We start from the raw sequence: 16,815 nt of genomic DNA, 5'->3' as shown, positions 1-16,815 counted from the left end.
ATGGCACGCGTTAGGAAACGTGCGCCATCAGAGTTTTTTATCGTTCGCTAAAAAGTGCGGTCATTTTTTCAGCCAGATTCGTTGTTGATAATCGCGGATGGAACGATCGGAGCTGAACATGCCTAAACGTGCGGTATTTAAAATGGCGCTGCGTAACCAGGTATCCTGATCCAAATAGGCTTCGCCGATTTTTTGTTGCGCGTTGACATAGCTGTCGAAATCCGCAAGTACAAGGAACGGGTCATGCTTCAACAGGCTGTCCAGCATCAGTTTAAACATCTGTTTGTCGCCATGGCAGACTTTGCCTTTGGTTAAGAAATCCATAGCGCTTTTTAACACCGGATTGCGTTTGTAGTAATCGCGCGGTTTGTAGCCTTTCGCTAATAACTCGCGCACGCTTTCTACGGTGTGGCCGAAAATAAACACGTTTTCTTCACCCACCATTTTGGCGATTTCCACATTCGCGCCGTCCAATGTGCCTAAGGTCAATGCGCCGTTGAGCGCCAGCTTCATGTTGCCGGTGCCGGAGGCTTCTTTACCCGCCATGGAAATCTGCTCGGACACGTCCGCCGCCGGAATGATTTTTTCCGCCAGGCTGACGCGATAATCCGGCAGGAACGCCACTTGCAGGCGATCTTTCATGGCTTTGTCGTTATTGATGACCTCCGCCACATTGTTAATGGCGTGAATAATATTTTTCGCCAGATAATAGCCCGGCGCCGCTTTACCGGCAAACACGAACACGCGCGGGGTGTAATCCTGATTCGGATTGGCTTTCAGCGATTGGTATGTAGCGATAATGTTTAACAGATTCAGATGCTGGCGTTTATATTCGTGGAAACGCTTAATTTGAATATCGAAAATCGCATCGGTATTCACGGTGAAGCCTAAAGTGCGTTGAATTTCATCGGCTAACACCACTTTATTGTGATGTTTAATGGCGCGATATTCTTCACGGAACGCCGCATCGTCCACAAATTTTTCCACGCCTTTGAGCAACTCCAGATCTTTCGCCCAGTCTTTTTTCAGGGTTTTATCCAACAGCGCGCTTAATTTCGGGTTGGCTTGTTGGATCCAGCGACGCGGTGTAATGCCGTTGGTGACGTTGCAGAATTTGGTCGGGAACAGTTTGTGGTATTCCGGGAACAAATCACTGACCACCAAATCCGAGTGAATTTGCGCTACGCCGTTGACTTTGAAACAGGTCACTACGCACAGATTCGCCATACGCACGCGGTAGTCGAACAGAATCGCCAATTTTTCCCACACTTTCGGATCCGCACCGAATTTCGACCGCACTTTTTCGTGGAAGAGGTTATTGATTTTTTCCACAATTTGGAAATGGCGCGGCAGTAATTGTTTGAATAAACGTTGATCCCATTGTTCCAGGGCCTCCGGCAATAAGGTGTGGTTGGTGTAAGCAAAGGTGTGGGAACAGATTTTCCAGGCGTCGTCCCAGCTGAGATCATGCTCATCCAACAACACGCGCATTAATTCCGGAATGGCAAGGGTCGGGTGGGTGTCGTTCAGTTGAATCACTTGATATTTGGCGAAGTCTTTCAACGCATGACCTTCGGCAAAATGGCGCGCCAGAATATCGGCGACGGAACAGGCGCAGTGGAAATATTGCTGCATTAAGCGCAATTTTTGTCCCGCTTTGTGGTTGTCGTTCGGGTAGAGCACTTGAGTAAGTGCGGTGGCATTGACGATCGTTTTATCCGCGTTAAGGAATTTACCGTCGTTGAACAACGCCAAATCGAATGATTGTTCGCTGTCCGCCTGCCATAAACGCAGCGGTTGGAGGACATCATTCTTATAGCCGACAATCGGCAAATCAAAGGCTTTGCCTTGAATGATGAGTTTCGGCTCCCAAGCGTATTTGTCGCCTTTAATCGGCGTGATTTTACCGCCGAAGCCGATATTTTGCGTTTTGGACGGGTTATAACGGTGCCATGGGTAGCTGTTGCGCGACCACAGATCAGCGTTTTCTTTTTGCATACCGTCTTCAAAAGATTGTTTAAATAAACCGTATTGGTAATGCAAGCCGTAGCCGGTGGCGTTTTGTCCGAGCGCCGCCATGGAATCCAAAAAGCACGCCGCCAAACGACCTAAACCGCCGTTACCTAATGCGGGATCCCGCTCCTGTTCCAACACATCTACCAGTTCCACATCGTATTTTGCCAAATAGGCTTTAATGTCGTCGTAGTAACCGAGATTCATCAAATTATTGCCGGTGATTCGACCGATTAAAAATTCCATGGAAAGATAATTCACATGGCGACCGCTTTTTTTCGCTGCAGGTTTGCCATAAGCCAGTTCGAGAGTGCCTTCGGCAATCACGCGATACCATTGGTCGAGGGCGAATTGTTTGGCTGATTGCACATCAAAATAACGGCAATATTTTTTGACAATCGCATCAAATGCGTTGTCATAGGTTCGTTGTTTAGGCATAAAAGGGGCTCCTGATTAATCAATTTATTTCGTGGTTTTATTATGTTTAATCAAAGTAAAACGAAATCCTCCCTGCTATAATCTTGCCGGTATGACAACAAGGAAGTAATTCGTTAGACTAGGTAGGAGAAATCCTCCTTCTTTCGTTATAGTTCAATTCACGATTAAAATTATGTTAATTCCATCAAAGTTAATTTGTTCTTATCGCCTGCAAAACAGTATTCAACGGGATCGTTTAACCCGCTTGCTGGACAAGGCGCATCTTTATCCGCTGGTGCTGATTCATGCGCCGGCAGGCTATGGCAAAACCACCTTAATTTCCCAATGGGTCGCCGGGCAGAAAAATGTCGGTTGGTATTCTTTAGATGAAAGCGATAATGAGGCGGAACGTTTCGCCACCTATTTCAGCGCGGCGTTGTATCGTGCTATCGGCGCGAAATCACCGATGGTTGAAGAAGGGTTTAATCAGGCGAATTTACTTTCTTCGTTAAATCAGTTGCTGATGAAGGTCTTGGATTTCAAGGAACATTTCTATTTGATTATCGATGACTACCACTTGATCGATAATGACGAAATTCATGACGCATTAAAGTATTGGATTCGCCATCAGCCGGAAAACATGACGCTGATTCTCATTTCCCGCGCCGTACCGCCGTTTGGCATTGCCGGCTTGCGGGTGCAGGAACAATTGCTGGAAATTGATATGCATCAGCTTTCTTTTAATCATCAGGAATCCCTCGCCTTTTTCCAATCCCGTTTAGGAAATGGACTGCCGGAACAGGAAATCATTGCGTTATGTAACGAAGTGGAAGGCTGGCCGACCGCACTTCAGCTGATTAGCTTATCCGCCAAACAGGCAATGGATAAATCCGGTGGCGTGTTGCCGTTGCAGGAAATGGAAAAACGGCTGGCAAAATTAAATAATTTCCACATTAACGAATATCTAAGCGATGAAGTGCTGAATCATGTGGATAACGAGACCCGCACCTTCGTGTTGCAATGTTCCATTTTGCGTTCCATGAATGAGAATCTGGTAAAAGAAGTCACAGGTTTGACCAATAGCCGCCGCAAACTGGAAGAATTGGAAAAGCAGGGTCTGTTTATTCAGCAAATGGATTCTGACGACAACTGGTGGCGTTTCCACCCGCTGTTTGCCTCTTTCTTGGCGCATTGTTGCGAACTGGAATTAACGGAACAACTGGAAGAATTGCACCGCCGCGCCGCCCAAGCCTGGTTAAAACTGGGCTATTTTACCGAAGCGCTTTATCACGCCATGCAGTTAAGCGATGTGTCCACATTATTGGTGATTTTACAACAGCACGCCTGGTATTTGTTTCATCAAGGTGAATTGAAGTTACTGGAAGAAAGTTTGAATCGCGTTGATTATGCAGTATTGATTCAACACCCGAATTTGGTATTACTGAAGGCGTGGTTGGTACAAAGTCAACACCGTCATGTAGAAGTGTCCGGTATTTTTGCTCATTTTCAGGATGCCTTGGCTGAACATAACGTACAAATGAGCAAAGAAAATCAGGCAGAATTTGACGTGCTGAAAGCACAGGTGGCGATTAACAGCGGAGATGAGAATACTGCCTTCTCTTTGGCTTCTAAAGCGCTAGCCGATTTATCAGAGAATTATTATTATGCACGTATTGTGGCAACTTCCATTATCGGCGAAGCTTACCATTGTTACGGCAACCTTAACGAAGCGTTAATTATGTTGCAAGGTGCGGAAAAAATGGCACGTCAACATCACGCTTATCACAATATTTTGTGGTCGCTGTTGCAACAATCGGAAATTCTCATGGCGCAAGGTTTCCTGCAAGCTGCTTACGATATGCTGGACAAAGCCGGTTTATTCGTGAAAGAAAATCATCTGCAAAAAGTGCCGATGTACGAGTTTTTACTCCGACTGAAAGGGCGTATTCTGTGGGAGTGGTACAATCTGGATAAAGCGGAAGCCATGGCAAATGCGGGTATCGCCGTGCTGAATGAACCGAAAGATAAATTACAGTGCATTGCTTTGTTGAGCAAAATTTCCCTAGTGCGCGGCGACTTGGACAATGCCACCCGTTTATTGCGGGAAGCGGAGCAGTTGCAAAATGCCTATAACCATCATCATGACTGGCTGGCAAATGTGGATCAGGTGAAATTATTTTTATGGCAAATGACTAATGACGAAGAAGCAGCACACAATTGGCTGATTCAAAATCAGCCGCCGGCAACTGATCGTAATCATTTTACTCAGGTTCAATGGCGCAATATCGTGCGTGCGCAAATGTTGGTGGGGCAGTTTGAAGAAGCCAAACAGATTCTGGATAAACTCATCGCCACGGCGGAAGAATATCATCTCACCAGCGATTTAAACCGTGCCTTGATATTGCGTAACCGTTGGTATTTCCTGCAGAACGAAAAACATTTAGCGCAAAAGGATTTAATCGAGGCGTTGCGTTTGGCGCGTCAAACCAATTTCATCAGCGCCTTTGTGATTGAAGGGGAGATGATGGCGCAACAAATTCGCCATTTGCTGCAATTAAACGTATTGGACGAACTTGCTTTGCATAAAGCGCAATTTATTTTGCGAAACATTAATCAATATTACCGTCATAAATTCGCTCATTTCGATGAACAGTTCGTCGCCAAGCTGCTTGCCAATCCGCAAGTGCCCGAGTTGCTCAAAATCAGCCCGCTCACGCAACGGGAGTGGCAGGTACTGGGGCTGATTTATTCCGGTTACAGCAATGAACAAATCTCCGATGAACTGCAAGTGGCAACCACCACTATCAAAACCCACATCCGTAATCTCTACCAAAAAATCGGCGTGGCAAACCGTAGTGAAGCCATTTCTTATACGAAAGATTTGTTGAAGCTGATGGGGTATATATAGTTAGAAGGAAAGTGCGGTGGCTTTAGAAAACTTAATGACATAGCAGACAAACAAGGCTGTTTTTATCAATTTTTGCTCATAAATTCAAAGAAGTGGGTGAACCCCATACCAGTATTATCAGGTTTTAACTCACTTTTTCTAACCTATTGAGCTTATTTCTTTCTTGCCAACATTGTCACAAATTTCATTTTAATTCGATTGCCGTTTTCATCGGTTTTGTGCAATTCGCCCATGTCTTCGTTGTACTCAAGAAATTCCCAGTCTTTGTAGTATTGTTTTAATTCTTCTTCGGCGAAGGTGAAAGAAAACGGCAGTGGACAAGGGACTTCCGCTGTAGACATGGCGGCAACGATTAAATTATAACCATTCGGGTTGGTGCGGTCTTGTATATTTTCGATAATTACCGGCATGCGGTCGCGATCCAGGAACATGAAGACCACCGTGGAAACGATGAAATCATAGTTTTCTTGAATATTGGCATCGTTGATGTTGTAAAGTGCGGTCTGAATATTCAGATTTTCTTTTTCTTTGATCTCATTTAAAAACATGAGACTGCTTTCATTGTGATCCCAAGAGGTCACATCATAACCGAGCAAACTTAAATAAAGGGAATTACGTCCTTGTCCGCAGCCTAAATCCAACACCTTGCACGGTTTGATGATTTTGGCAGCATCCACCACATCGCCGTGGGTGGCAGTCATGTTGTATTTTTTGCTGAAATAGTCTTCTTTTGTACAATAGAATTCAAGGAAACATTCTAAATCGTCTGATAGTGCTTCTACACGGTGCCAAAGTTGCGGTTCCACAAAAGGCGTTTCATCTTGTGGGGTGAAAATATGCTCGCTGAGCAAATCGCCGTCTTCGGTCAGTACATAAAATTTTAATTTTCCTTTTAAGACAGTGATTTTTCCCCAAGTGCCGGTTTTGGTGTTGTGTTTTTCCCGAAACATTTTGGGCAATGTGTGTTTAGTCCAAACAGGCATTTTTTTATAAGAAATCAGCTCGCTTTGCATTTTCTTTTCCAACATAAAATAGTTGAGTGTAATAGTAGGTTAATTTGCTTTGCTATGCAATATTTTATGCGCATTATGTGACGGGTAAATAAAATCGATAAAGTGCGGTCATTTTTTTGATTACTTTGGCAAATTATACCAATTTGTGATTATTTAAAAATGAACGGCAAATAGGATATTTTCTGGCTTAGCGTGAAAAACCGCTATCATTTTTTCAAAAAATCTAATAAGATTCGTATTATTTGTTAAAAATTTGTAATGTCTGTTTTTTGTACAGAAATTGTATAAGAATTTTTGACAGATTAAACATATTTTAGTTATCAATTCGTTGTTTAATTTCTACAAAAGTAGGTTAAACGTACTTCTAACTTAACAAAGATAAGGAAAAAGCTATGTCAGAATTGTTAAAAAATGACGTAGATCCGATCGAAACTAACGATTGGTTGGCAGCAATTGATTCGTTAATTCGTGAAGAAGGTGTTGAGCGTGCGCAGTTCATTATTGATCAAGTGATGCAGCAAGCTCGTATTGGTGGCGTTTCTTTGCCGACAGGGATTACTACAGATTACGTGAATACGATCCCGGTTTCTGAACAGCCCGAGTATCCGGGAAATTTAGACATTGAGCGTCGTATTCGTTCTTATGTCCGCTGGAATGCTGTGATGATGGTGTTGCGCGGTCAGAAAAAAGACCTTGATTTAGGCGGTCACTTATCTACTTTCCAATCTGCTGCAACGGTTTATGAAGTTTGTTTTAATCATTTCTTCAAAGCCGCAACCGAGAAAAATGGCGGCGATTTGGTCTTCTTCCAAGGTCACGCTGCACCAGGTATGTATGCGCGCGCATTCCTAGAAGGTCGTTTGACCGAAGACCAATTAGACAATTTCCGTCAAGAAGTGCACGGCAAAGGTTTGTCTTCTTATCCGCATCCGAAATTAATGCCTGATTTTTGGCAATTCTCAACAGTATCTATGGGTTTAGGTCCGGTCAATGCGATTTATCAAGCCCGTTTCTTAAAATACTTGGAAAATCGCGGTTTGAAAGATACGGCTGATCAAAAAGTGTATGCTTTCCTGGGCGATGGCGAAATGGATGAAATTGAATCTAAAGGTGCATTGACATTTGCCGCCCGTGAACATTTGGATAACTTAATTTTTGTGATTTCCTGTAACTTACAACGCTTAGACGGACCGGTAAACGGTAACGGTAAAATCGTTCAAGAATTAGAAGGTTTATTCGTCGGCGCAGGTTGGGAAGTGATTAAAGTCATGTGGGGTAGCGGTTGGGATAAATTATTCGCCAAAGACACCACAGGCAAATTAACCCAATTAATGATGGAAGTGGTTGACGGGGACTACCTGACTTTCAAATCAAAAGATGGTGCCTATGTGCGCGAGCATTTCTTCGGTCGTTACCCTGAAACTGCCGCTTTAGTTGCCGACATGACAGATGATGAAATCTGGGCGTTAAGACGCGGTGGTCATGATTCGAAGAAAGTTTTTGCCGCATTCAAGAAAGCGCAAACAGCGGGCAAACCGGTGGTGATTTTAGTGCATTCCGTGAAAGGGTATAAAATTTCCGAAGCAGAAAGTAAAAACACTGCGCACCAATCCAAAAAAATGTCTATGGATAGCCTTAAAGCCTACCGTGATTACTTCCATATTCCGGTGAAAGACGAAGATTTGGAAAAACTGCCTTACATGACCTTCCCTGAAGGTTCGGACGAGTACAATTACTTGCACCAACATCGTAAAGCATTACAAGGATATTTACCGGCGCGTCAACCGAAATTTGACGTTGAATTTAAGGTGCCTGAGCTTAGCGAATTCGCACCGTTGTTAGGCGCACAACCACGTCCGATTTCAACTACAATGGCATTCGTCCGTTTCCTAAATACCTTATTGAAAGACAAAAATATCGGTAAAAACATTGTTCCGATCGTTGCGGATGAAGCCCGTACTTTTGGTATGGAAGGCTTGTTCCGTCAAGTGGGTATTTATAACCCGCACGGTCAAAACTATGTTCCTTCAGACCGCGACCTCGTGGCGTACTATCGTGAAGCGAAAGACGGTCAGGTATTGCAAGAAGGTATCAACGAATTAGGCGCGACATCTTCCTGGTTGGCTGCGGCAACCTCTTATTCCATCAGTAATGTGCCGATGATTCCGTTCTTTATTTATTACTCTATGTTCGGCTTCCAACGTGTGGGCGACTTATTGTGGGCAGCGGGCGACCAATTGGCGCGCGGCTTCATGATCGGCGGTACATCAGGTCGTACGACATTAAACGGTGAAGGTTTACAACACGAAGATGGTCACAGCCATATTCAATCCTTAATCATTCCGAACTGCGTGTCTTATGATCCGGCATTCGCTTATGAAGTGGCGGTAATAATGCAGGATGGTATCCACCGTATGTACGGCGAAAAACAAGAAGATGTGTTCTATTACATCACCACCTTAAACGAAATTTATGACCAACCGGCAATGCCTGCCGGTGCGGAAGACGGTATCCGTAAAGGTCTATATAAATTTGAAAGCGTTGAGGGCAAAGGTAAAGGCGCCGTACAATTATTAGGTTCCGGCGCGATTTTACGTCATGTTCGCGAAGCGGCTCAAATCTTAGCGAAAGATTACGGCGTCAGTTCTGATGTTTATAGCGCGCCGTCTTTCACTGAAGCGGCTCGCGAAGGTGCCGACGCGGTACGTTGGAATATGTTACACCCAACCGAAACGCCACGTGTGCCATACGTTGCGCAAGTGATGAACGACAAACCGGCAGTGGCGGCAACGGATTACATGAAGCTGTTTGCCGAGCAAATTCGTGCCTATGTGCCGTCTAAACACTACCATGTGTTAGGTACCGACGGTTTCGGTCGTTCCGATAGCCGTGAAAACTTACGCGATCACTTTGAAGTCGATGCGCACCACGTCGTTGTTGCGGCATTAAACGTGTTGGTGCAAGAAGGCTCGGTTGATAAGAAAGTTGTTGCCGAAGCAATCGCTAAATACGGTATCGATCCTGAAAGATTGAACCCGCTATACGCATAAAAATACACGAAAAGACCACCGCACTTTAGTGCTCGGCATGAAAAGTGCGGTCGGTTTTAAAAACATTTTTAAAGGTAAAAAAGAAATGGCTAAACAAATTCAAATCCCGGATATCGGTAGTGATGAAGTTACCGTAACCGAAGTGATGGTAAACGTTGGAGATAGCATCACTGCGGATCAATCCATTATTAATGTTGAAGGTGACAAGGCTTCTATGGAAGTGCCGGCACCGGAAGCGGGCGTGGTAAAAGAAATTTTAGTAAAAGTGGGCGACAAAGTGACTACCGGCACGCCGATGTTGGTGTTAGATAGTGCCGATGCCGCACCGGCTCAAGCGCCTCAAGCTGAGGCACCTGCACCGCAAGCCGCGCCTGCCGCCGCACAAGTGGTGGATGTTAATGTACCTGACATCGGCGGTGACGAAGTGAACGTGACCGATGTGATGGTGAACGTGGGTGATCGTGTTGAAGTGGATCAATCCATTATTAATGTTGAAGGTGATAAGGCTTCTATGGAAGTACCGGCACCGGTGGCGGGTATCGTTAAAGAAATTATTATCAAAGCCGGCGATAAAGTGTCCACAGGTACGTTAATCATGCGTTTTGAAACGGCGGGCAGTGCGCCTGCAGCTGCTCCGGTAGCTTCTTCGCCTGCTGCAGCGCCGGCACCGACTGAGCAAGCAGTACCACAAGCTGTACCTGCACCGACAGCACAGGCTTCCGCGCCGGCAGCCGCATCTTCTTCCCAAGCGGATGTTGAAAGTGCGAAAAGCTATGCGCACGCCACACCGGTGATTCGTCGTTTAGCGCGCGAATTCGGTGTGAACCTGGATAAAGTAAAAGGCACAGGTCGTAAGGGTCGTATTTTAAAAGAAGATATTCAAGCCTATGTGAAAGCCGCCGTGAAAGCTTTGGAAAGCGGTGCTGCGGCAACAGGCGCGGCGAATGGTGCCGGTTTAGGCTTGTTACCGTGGCCGAAAGTGGATTTCAGAAAATTCGGCGAAATCGAAGAAGTGGAATTAAGTCGTATCAACAAGATTTCGGGTGCGAATTTACATCGTAACTGGGTCATGATTCCGCATGTTACCCATTTCGATAAAGCGGACATCACCGAGTTGGAAGCATTCCGTAAAGAGCAAAACGCCTTGTCTGAAAAACAAAAACTGGGCGTGAAAATCACCCCTGTGGTCTTCATTATGAAAGCCGTTGCCAAAGCGTTGGAAGCCTTCCCGCGTTTCAACAGCTCCATTACCGAAGATGCCCAACGTTTGATCCTGAAAAAATACATCAATGTGGGCGTGGCGGTAGATACGCCGAACGGTTTAGTTGTACCGGTCTTTAAAGATGTCAACAAAAAAGGCATTATCGAGCTTTCCCGTGAATTGATGGAAGTGTCCAAAAAAGCCCGTGACGGTAAATTAACCGCAGCGGATATGCAAGGCGGTTGTTTCACCATTTCCAGCCTTGGCGGCATTGGTACAACACATTTTGCACCAATCGTGAATGCACCTGAAGTGGCGATTTTGGGTGTCTCCAAATCCGCTATGGAACCGGTTTGGAACGGTAAAGAATTTGTGCCGCACTTGATCCTGCCGATTTCCTTATCCTTCGACCACCGTGTTATTGACGGTGCGGACGGTGCACGCTTCATCAGCTACATCGGTTCCGTATTAGCCGACTTACGTCGTTTAATTATGTAATTTGCTACGCCTCTCGCATTGAGGGGCGTTGTTACATTGACACTGATCGCCGAAAAGTGCGGTCAGAAATTTCAACGTTTTTACGAGGTAAAAATGAGTAAAGAAATTAAAACCCAAGTGGTTGTACTTGGTGCAGGCCCTGCCGGTTATTCCGCCGCCTTCCGTTGTGCCGACTTAGGCTTAGAAACCGTCATTGTAGAACGTTATTCCACCCTTGGCGGTGTGTGCTTAAACGTCGGTTGTATTCCGTCTAAAGCCTTATTGCACGTTGCGAAAATTATTGAAGAAGCGAGACACGTTGAACATCACGGTGTGGTATTTGCCGAGCCAACAATCGATTTAGACAAAATCCGTGCCGGTAAAGAAGGCGTGGTTTCCCGCTTAACCGGCGGTTTGGCGAACATGGCGAAAATGCGTAAAGTGCAAGTGGTGCAAGGCGAAGCCAAATTTGCCGATTTCCACACTTTAGCGGTGACCGACAAAGACGGTAACGTCACCAGCGTGAAATTCGACAACGCCATTATTGCGGCGGGTTCACGTCCGATTGAACTTCCATTCATCCCTCATCACGATCCGCGTGTTTGGGATTCCACCGATGCCCTTGCTTTGCGTGAAGTGCCGAATGATTTGTTAATCATGGGTGGCGGTATCATCGGTTTGGAAATGGGTACTGTATATGAAGCCTTGGGTTCAAAAGTTGACGTGGTAGAAATGTTCGACCAGGTAATTCCGGCGGCGGACAAAGACATCGTCAAAATCTTCACCAAACGTATCGAGAAAAAATTCAACTTAATGCTTGAAACCAAAGTGACTGCAGTAGAAGCCAAACAAGACGGTATTTACGTTTCTATGGAAGGCAAAGCGGGCAACATCACTAACCGTTATGATGCAGTGTTGGTGGCGATTGGTCGTACCCCGAACGGCAAATTAATCGATGCGGAAAAAGCCGGCGTAAACGTTGATGAACGCGGTTTTATCCGTACTGACAAACAAATGCGTACCAACGTTTCCCACATTTTTGCTATCGGTGACATCGTAGGTCAACCGATGTTGGCACATAAAGGGGTACACGAAGGTCACGTTGCCGCCGAAGTGATTGCGGGCAAAAAACACTATTTCGACCCGAAAGTGATCCCGTCAATCGCTTACACCGAGCCGGAAGTAGCGTGGGTAGGTAAAACCGAGAAAGAATGTAAAGCCGAAGGCGTAAACTACGAAATCGCAAACTTCCCATGGGCAGCTTCCGGTCGTGCAATCGCTTCCGACTGCGCCGACGGTATGACCAAACTGATTTTCGATAAAGACACGCATCGCGTACTTGGCGGCGCCATCGTCGGCACCAATGCCGGTGAATTGTTAGGCGAAATTGGTATTGCCATCGAAATGGGTTGTGACGCGGAAGACATCGCATTGACTATCCACGCCCACCCGACTTTACACGAATCTGTCGGTCTTGCGGCCGAAGTGTTTGAGGGGTCGGTCACCGACTTACCTAATCCAAAAGCGAAGAAAAAATAATTTGCTTCATTAAAAATAAAAGCCTTTCCGTTGGGAAGGCTTTTATTGTAAGTATAATTCAGTTAACCGATGAAAATCACTTTATCAAACAAATAAAGTGCGGTCGGAATTGAGTGAAAAATCTGCAGTTTGTTTGCTGCGATTGGCAATGGTCAGCTGTGATGGGTTAATGGGTGATTTATCTCAATACTTGGGTTTACCACGTGGGGCAACGTTTGATTAAATCGTCATGCTAGGTAACGACCTGTTGTGTATAGTTCTCAATACGTTGAGAGTCACTAATTATGGGGTATTTCTATATGATAAGAATAAATCCCTTATGAAAATAAGGGGATATAAAACGCCAATAAAAATGACCGCACTTTTGGAACAGGGGCGAAAAAGAAAACAGCCCGGAAGGGCTGTATTGTGCGTGAATAAAAACGATTTAGAAATAACTGACCAACTCACTGCAATTAACGGCTTTTTTCTCCCGTTCCGTTTTTTCTTCGGCGGAACCGATCATGACGAAACCGATAATTTTGTCCTGTGCCGAACAGTGGAAAGCTTCACGCAATGCGGCACCGTCCAGCCACGGACCGCTGATCCAAACATTTTTAAAGCCTAAGGCGTTGGAGGCCAGTTGAATGGCGTAAGTGGCGCAACCTGCGCAGAGTAACTGCTCCCATTTCGGCACTTTTTTAATGCTCGGATCCAATTTCGCCACCACGCCGATAATCATTGGTGCTCGGGTAGCCAGATTTTCCGCTTTTTTCAAGCGTTCTTCGCCAAGGTCGAATTCCTGCACGGCATCTTTTAGTAACTCGCTGAAGTTATTCATTTTGGCTTGTTCAATGACGATAAAACGATAAGGTTGCAGTTTGCCGTGATCCGGCGCGCGTAATGCTGCCTGAAAGATCAGATCCAATTGTTGAGGCGTCGGGGCGGGGGCGTTGAGTTTTTTTTCCGAACTGCGTTCGGTGAGTAATTGTAATGCGTCCATTTGCTTTATCCTTTTAATGTGAAAAGTGCGGTGGATTATAACATAGTTTCTTGAATTCAGCGGTTTATTGTACCGGCGGATTGTGGTATTTTAGACGCCATTTTATTGATTTCCCGAGGTTATATGAAAGTTATTTTTTCGATTATTAAATTTGCCTGGCGCACATTAAATTTTATTCGTGATTTGGTCATGAATATTGTGTTTCTGGTTTTCGTTTTATTATTGCTGACTGCGCTGCCTTTCGTGGTTGGGCTGGATAAACAAACTGTGGCGTTAAAAGGCGATCAGGGGGCGTTGTATTTAAACCTGGATGGCTATTTGGCGGACAATCGCGATAATCAAGGTGGCGTAAAAACGCTTTTAAAAGAACTGGATAATCAACATATTCCACAACAATATTCCACTTTTGATGTAGTTTACGCTATTGATTCGGCCGCACTGGACGACAAGGTTCGCGGTTTGGTGCTGGATTTGAATTATTTTCAAGGTGGCGATTTACCTTCATTGGAATTTGTGGGTGCTTCCATTGAAAACTTCAAGAAAAACGGCAAGCAGGTTATTGCGTATTCCGATAATTACAATCGGGCGCAATATTTTTTGGCCAGCTATGCCGATGAAGTTTATATGAATCCGGTAGGAACGGTATCTATTGATGGCTTGGTGCAGGAAAATCTGTATTACAAAGATCTGCTGGATAGCTTGGAGGTGAACCCGCACGTTTTCCGCGTAGGCACTTACAAATCCGCCGTCGAACCGTTTTTGCGCAACGATATGTCCGACGAAGCCAAAACCAATTTGCGTCGTTGGTTGGGTATCATGTGGAACAATTATAAACAGCGTGTGGCGGAGAATCGTAACATCAAAGAAGAGTCTGTTGCACCGAATGCGCACACCTATTTAACCGAATTAAAAGCCTTGCAAGGCGACATGACGGCTTATGTGAAACAACGTAAGTTGATTAACGGCGTATTGGACCGCTTTAATTTAGATAAAAAACTGACCGCACTTTTCGGTGATAATGAAGATAAGCAACCGAAAATGGTAGATTACGACACTTACCTGGCTTCTTTGCCGGATCGTATGTCGGGCGACACCAAGAATAAAATTGCTGTAGTGAACGTGGAAGGGGCGATCATTGATGGCGAAACCGATGAAGAAAACGTTGGTGGCGACACTATCGCAAACTTGTTACGCAAGGCTTATGATGATAAGGACGTGAAAGCTGTCGTTCTGCGCGTTAACAGCCCGGGCGGTAGTGCTTTTGCATCGGAAATCATTCGTCAGGAGCTCAGTCACTTACAACAAGCAGGCAAACCGGTGGTGGTTTCCATGGGTGGCATGGCGGCTTCCGGCGGGTATTGGATTTCTTCCACCGCTGATTATATTGTGGCGGATAAAAACACCATCACCGGTTCTATCGGGATTTTTGCCGTATTACCGACATTCGAGAAAACCATCAAGAAAATCGGTGTGTCCGCCGACGGGGTGAAAACCTCCGATTTAGCACTGGGATCCGCGTTCTCGCCGTTATCTTCCGAATTAAATGATGTATTACAGCTAGAAATTGAACATGGCTACGACGAATTCCTGACTAAAGTCAGTCAAGGTCGTCACTTAAGCAAAGCGCAAGTGGATAAAATCGCCCAAGGTCAGGTTTGGCTGGGTTCCGAAGCGATTGAACATAAATTGGTGGATGAGCTGGGCGATTTGAATACTGCTTTAGGCAAAGCCATGGAATTGGTGAACGAAAAACTGGACGAAAATAGCAAAATTCAGGAAGAAGGTTTTTCCGTAGAATGGCTGGATGACGACAGCGGTTCGTTCTTCAAAAAATTCATGCGTGATTTCAAAGGCGATAGTAAAGCATGGGTAACGGGGTTGGTGACTGAAGCCGTCGGTTTACCGAAAGAATTTACGCAGGTGAAACAACTTGGTTTGTTGAACACCTTTAACGATCCGAAAGGGCAGTATTTATATTGCTTAACCTGCGGCAAAGTGCAATAAAAGTGCGGTTGTTTTTTTAAACGTTTTTTAGATGGGATACATGGAACGCTTGGCGGAATTAAGAGAGCAGATTGATTCATTGGATCATGAACTGTTGCAACTGCTGGCGAAACGGCAACAGGTGGTGCACAAAGTGGGGGAAGTGAAACAGCAACACGGGTTGCCCATTATGCACCACAGCGTGAGGCGGAAATGTTGCAACGCAAGCGTGAGGCCGCCGAGCAAATGGGGTTATCTCCTAATCTGATTGAAGATGTGCTACGCCGCATTATGCGTGAATCCTATGTCAGCGAAAATCAATTCGGCTTTAAAACCGTAATCCGCAAATTCGGAAAATCGTTATCGTGGGCGGACGAGGCAAACTCGGCAGCTTATTTTGTCGTTATTTGAAGGGTTCCGGCTATCAGGTGAAATGTCTGGAGCGGGACGATTGGGCGCGCGCCGACCAAATTTTGCAGCATGCCGATGTGGTAATTGTGTCTGTGCCCATTGCCAACACGTTGGCGGTGATCGAACGGCTCAAACCTTATTTGACGGAAAATATGCTGCTGGCGGATTTCACTTCCGTGAAACGCACGCCTTTAGAGAAAATGCTGGAAGTGCACAAAGGTGCGGTGGTCGGTTTACACCCCATGTTCGGACCTGATGTGGCAAGTATGGCGAAGCAGGTCGTGGTGTGCTGCGACGGACGTTTTAGCGAGCGTTACCAATGGTTGTTGCAACAAATCCAAATCTGGGGCGCGAAAATTTATCAGGTTGATGCCACCGAACATGATCATCACATGACTTATATTCAGGCGTTGCGCCATTTTTCCACCTTTGTTTATGGCTTGTATTTGTCACAACAGCCGGTGGATTTGGAAAAATTACTGGCGCTTTCTTCGCCGATTTATCGTCTGGAACTTGCCATGGTCGGGCGTTTATTTGCGCAAGATGCGGCATTGTATGCGGACATTATCGCCCACAAGCCGGAAAACCTGGCGGTTATCGAGCATTTCAAAGACAGCTACGAAACGGGTCTCGCCTTTTTCAAACACCATGATCGGCAAGGCTTTATTGAACAATTTAATCAGATTCGTGACTGGTTCGGTGGTTATTCCGAGCAATTTTTACAGGAAAGCCGCCAGTTACTTCAGCAAGCCAATGACTCTCGAAATGTTTAGGAAACCTGAAAAAGTTATCTGAGGCGAAATGAAGTGTGTATAATAACG

General features: G+C 45.4%; 9 protein-coding genes and 1 pseudogene. 7 read left to right on the top strand and 3 right to left on the bottom strand.

Annotated elements, in window-relative coordinates; genetic code table 11:
- Positions 1 to 60: 60 nt before the first annotated feature.
- Positions 61 to 2,451, bottom strand: a complete 2,391-nt coding sequence (malP, locus tag LIN98_RS06910; RefSeq protein ID WP_014167757.1) for a maltodextrin phosphorylase — start codon at positions 2,449 to 2,451, stop codon at positions 61 to 63.
- A 172-nt stretch (positions 2,452 to 2,623) separates the two neighbouring features.
- On the opposite strand from malP, the gene malT reads away from it, so the two are divergent.
- Positions 2,624 to 5,338, top strand: a complete 2,715-nt coding sequence (gene malT, locus LIN98_RS06905; protein WP_014167758.1) for an HTH-type transcriptional regulator MalT — start codon at positions 2,624 to 2,626, stop codon at positions 5,336 to 5,338.
- Between the two features lie 152 nt (positions 5,339 to 5,490).
- On the opposite strand, the gene tehB is transcribed toward malT, so the two are convergent.
- The gene (gene tehB / locus LIN98_RS06900; protein WP_025298364.1) at positions 5,491 to 6,351 is read right to left on the bottom strand and encodes an SAM-dependent methyltransferase TehB; all 861 of its coding nucleotides are present in this window, start codon (positions 6,349 to 6,351) and stop codon (positions 5,491 to 5,493) included.
- Between the two features lie 392 nt (positions 6,352 to 6,743).
- On the opposite strand from tehB, the gene aceE reads away from it, so the two are divergent.
- The 3 genes from aceE (at position 6,744) to lpdA (ending at position 12,618) form a co-directional block, all read left to right on the top strand.
- A complete protein-coding gene (gene aceE, locus LIN98_RS06895) occupies positions 6,744 to 9,401 on the top strand; it encodes a pyruvate dehydrogenase (acetyl-transferring), homodimeric type (RefSeq protein WP_005567205.1) in 2,658 nt (885 codons plus the stop codon).
- Positions 9,402 to 9,486: 85 nt separating this feature from the next.
- Positions 9,487 to 11,100: a pyruvate dehydrogenase complex dihydrolipoyllysine-residue acetyltransferase gene (gene aceF / locus LIN98_RS06890; RefSeq protein ID WP_005589918.1), complete on the top strand. Its 1,614-nt coding sequence runs from the start codon at positions 9,487 to 9,489 to the stop codon at positions 11,098 to 11,100.
- A 93-nt stretch (positions 11,101 to 11,193) separates the two neighbouring features.
- Positions 11,194 to 12,618, top strand: coding sequence for a dihydrolipoyl dehydrogenase (gene lpdA / locus LIN98_RS06885; protein ID WP_033000536.1), 1,425 nt, complete (start codon positions 11,194 to 11,196; stop codon positions 12,616 to 12,618).
- Between the two features lie 427 nt (positions 12,619 to 13,045).
- On the opposite strand, the gene LIN98_RS06880 is transcribed toward lpdA, so the two are convergent.
- The gene (locus LIN98_RS06880) at positions 13,046 to 13,600 is read right to left on the bottom strand and encodes an NAD(P)H nitroreductase (protein ID WP_005567208.1); all 555 of its coding nucleotides are present in this window, start codon (positions 13,598 to 13,600) and stop codon (positions 13,046 to 13,048) included.
- 123 nt (positions 13,601 to 13,723) lie between these two features.
- Here LIN98_RS06880 and sppA point away from each other — a divergent pair, with 123 nt between their 5' ends.
- The 3 genes and pseudogenes from sppA (at position 13,724) to tyrA (LIN98_RS06870) (ending at position 16,767) form a co-directional block, all read left to right on the top strand.
- Positions 13,724 to 15,604 carry a signal peptide peptidase SppA gene (sppA, locus tag LIN98_RS06875; RefSeq protein WP_005590045.1) on the top strand — a complete coding sequence of 627 codons (1,881 nt, stop codon included), beginning with the start codon at positions 13,724 to 13,726 and terminating at the stop codon, positions 15,602 to 15,604.
- 31 nt (positions 15,605 to 15,635) lie between these two features.
- A pseudogene (gene tyrA / locus LIN98_RS10510) lies at positions 15,636 to 15,994 on the top strand (chorismate mutase).
- A complete protein-coding gene (gene tyrA / locus LIN98_RS06870; RefSeq protein WP_005567216.1) occupies positions 15,949 to 16,767 on the top strand; it encodes a bifunctional chorismate mutase/prephenate dehydrogenase in 819 nt (272 codons plus the stop codon). The pseudogene tyrA (LIN98_RS10510) and the gene tyrA (LIN98_RS06870) overlap by 46 nt, the downstream one beginning before the upstream one ends.
- Positions 16,768 to 16,815 lie beyond the last annotated feature (48 nt).

It is taken from the genome of Aggregatibacter actinomycetemcomitans (genome assembly GCF_023518055.1).
In the GTDB taxonomy this organism is placed as follows: Bacteria; Pseudomonadota; Gammaproteobacteria; order Enterobacterales; family Pasteurellaceae; genus Aggregatibacter; species Aggregatibacter actinomycetemcomitans.
This window is presented reverse-complemented; position numbering and strand designations above follow the sequence as displayed.

Coding starts and splice junctions, on each gene's coding strand:
- malP (WP_014167757.1), bottom strand. CDS start 2,451: ATGCCTAAACAACGAACCTATGACAACGCATTTGATGCGATTGTCAAA.
- malT (WP_014167758.1), top strand. CDS start 2,624: ATGTTAATTCCATCAAAGTTAATTTGTTCTTATCGCCTGCAAAACAGT.
- tehB (WP_025298364.1), bottom strand. CDS start 6,351: ATGCAAAGCGAGCTGATTTCTTATAAAAAAATGCCTGTTTGGACTAAA.
- aceE (WP_005567205.1), top strand. CDS start 6,744: ATGTCAGAATTGTTAAAAAATGACGTAGATCCGATCGAAACTAACGAT.
- aceF (WP_005589918.1), top strand. CDS start 9,487: ATGGCTAAACAAATTCAAATCCCGGATATCGGTAGTGATGAAGTTACC.
- lpdA (WP_033000536.1), top strand. CDS start 11,194: ATGAGTAAAGAAATTAAAACCCAAGTGGTTGTACTTGGTGCAGGCCCT.
- LIN98_RS06880 (WP_005567208.1), bottom strand. CDS start 13,600: ATGGACGCATTACAATTACTCACCGAACGCAGTTCGGAAAAAAAACTC.
- sppA (WP_005590045.1), top strand. CDS start 13,724: ATGAAAGTTATTTTTTCGATTATTAAATTTGCCTGGCGCACATTAAAT.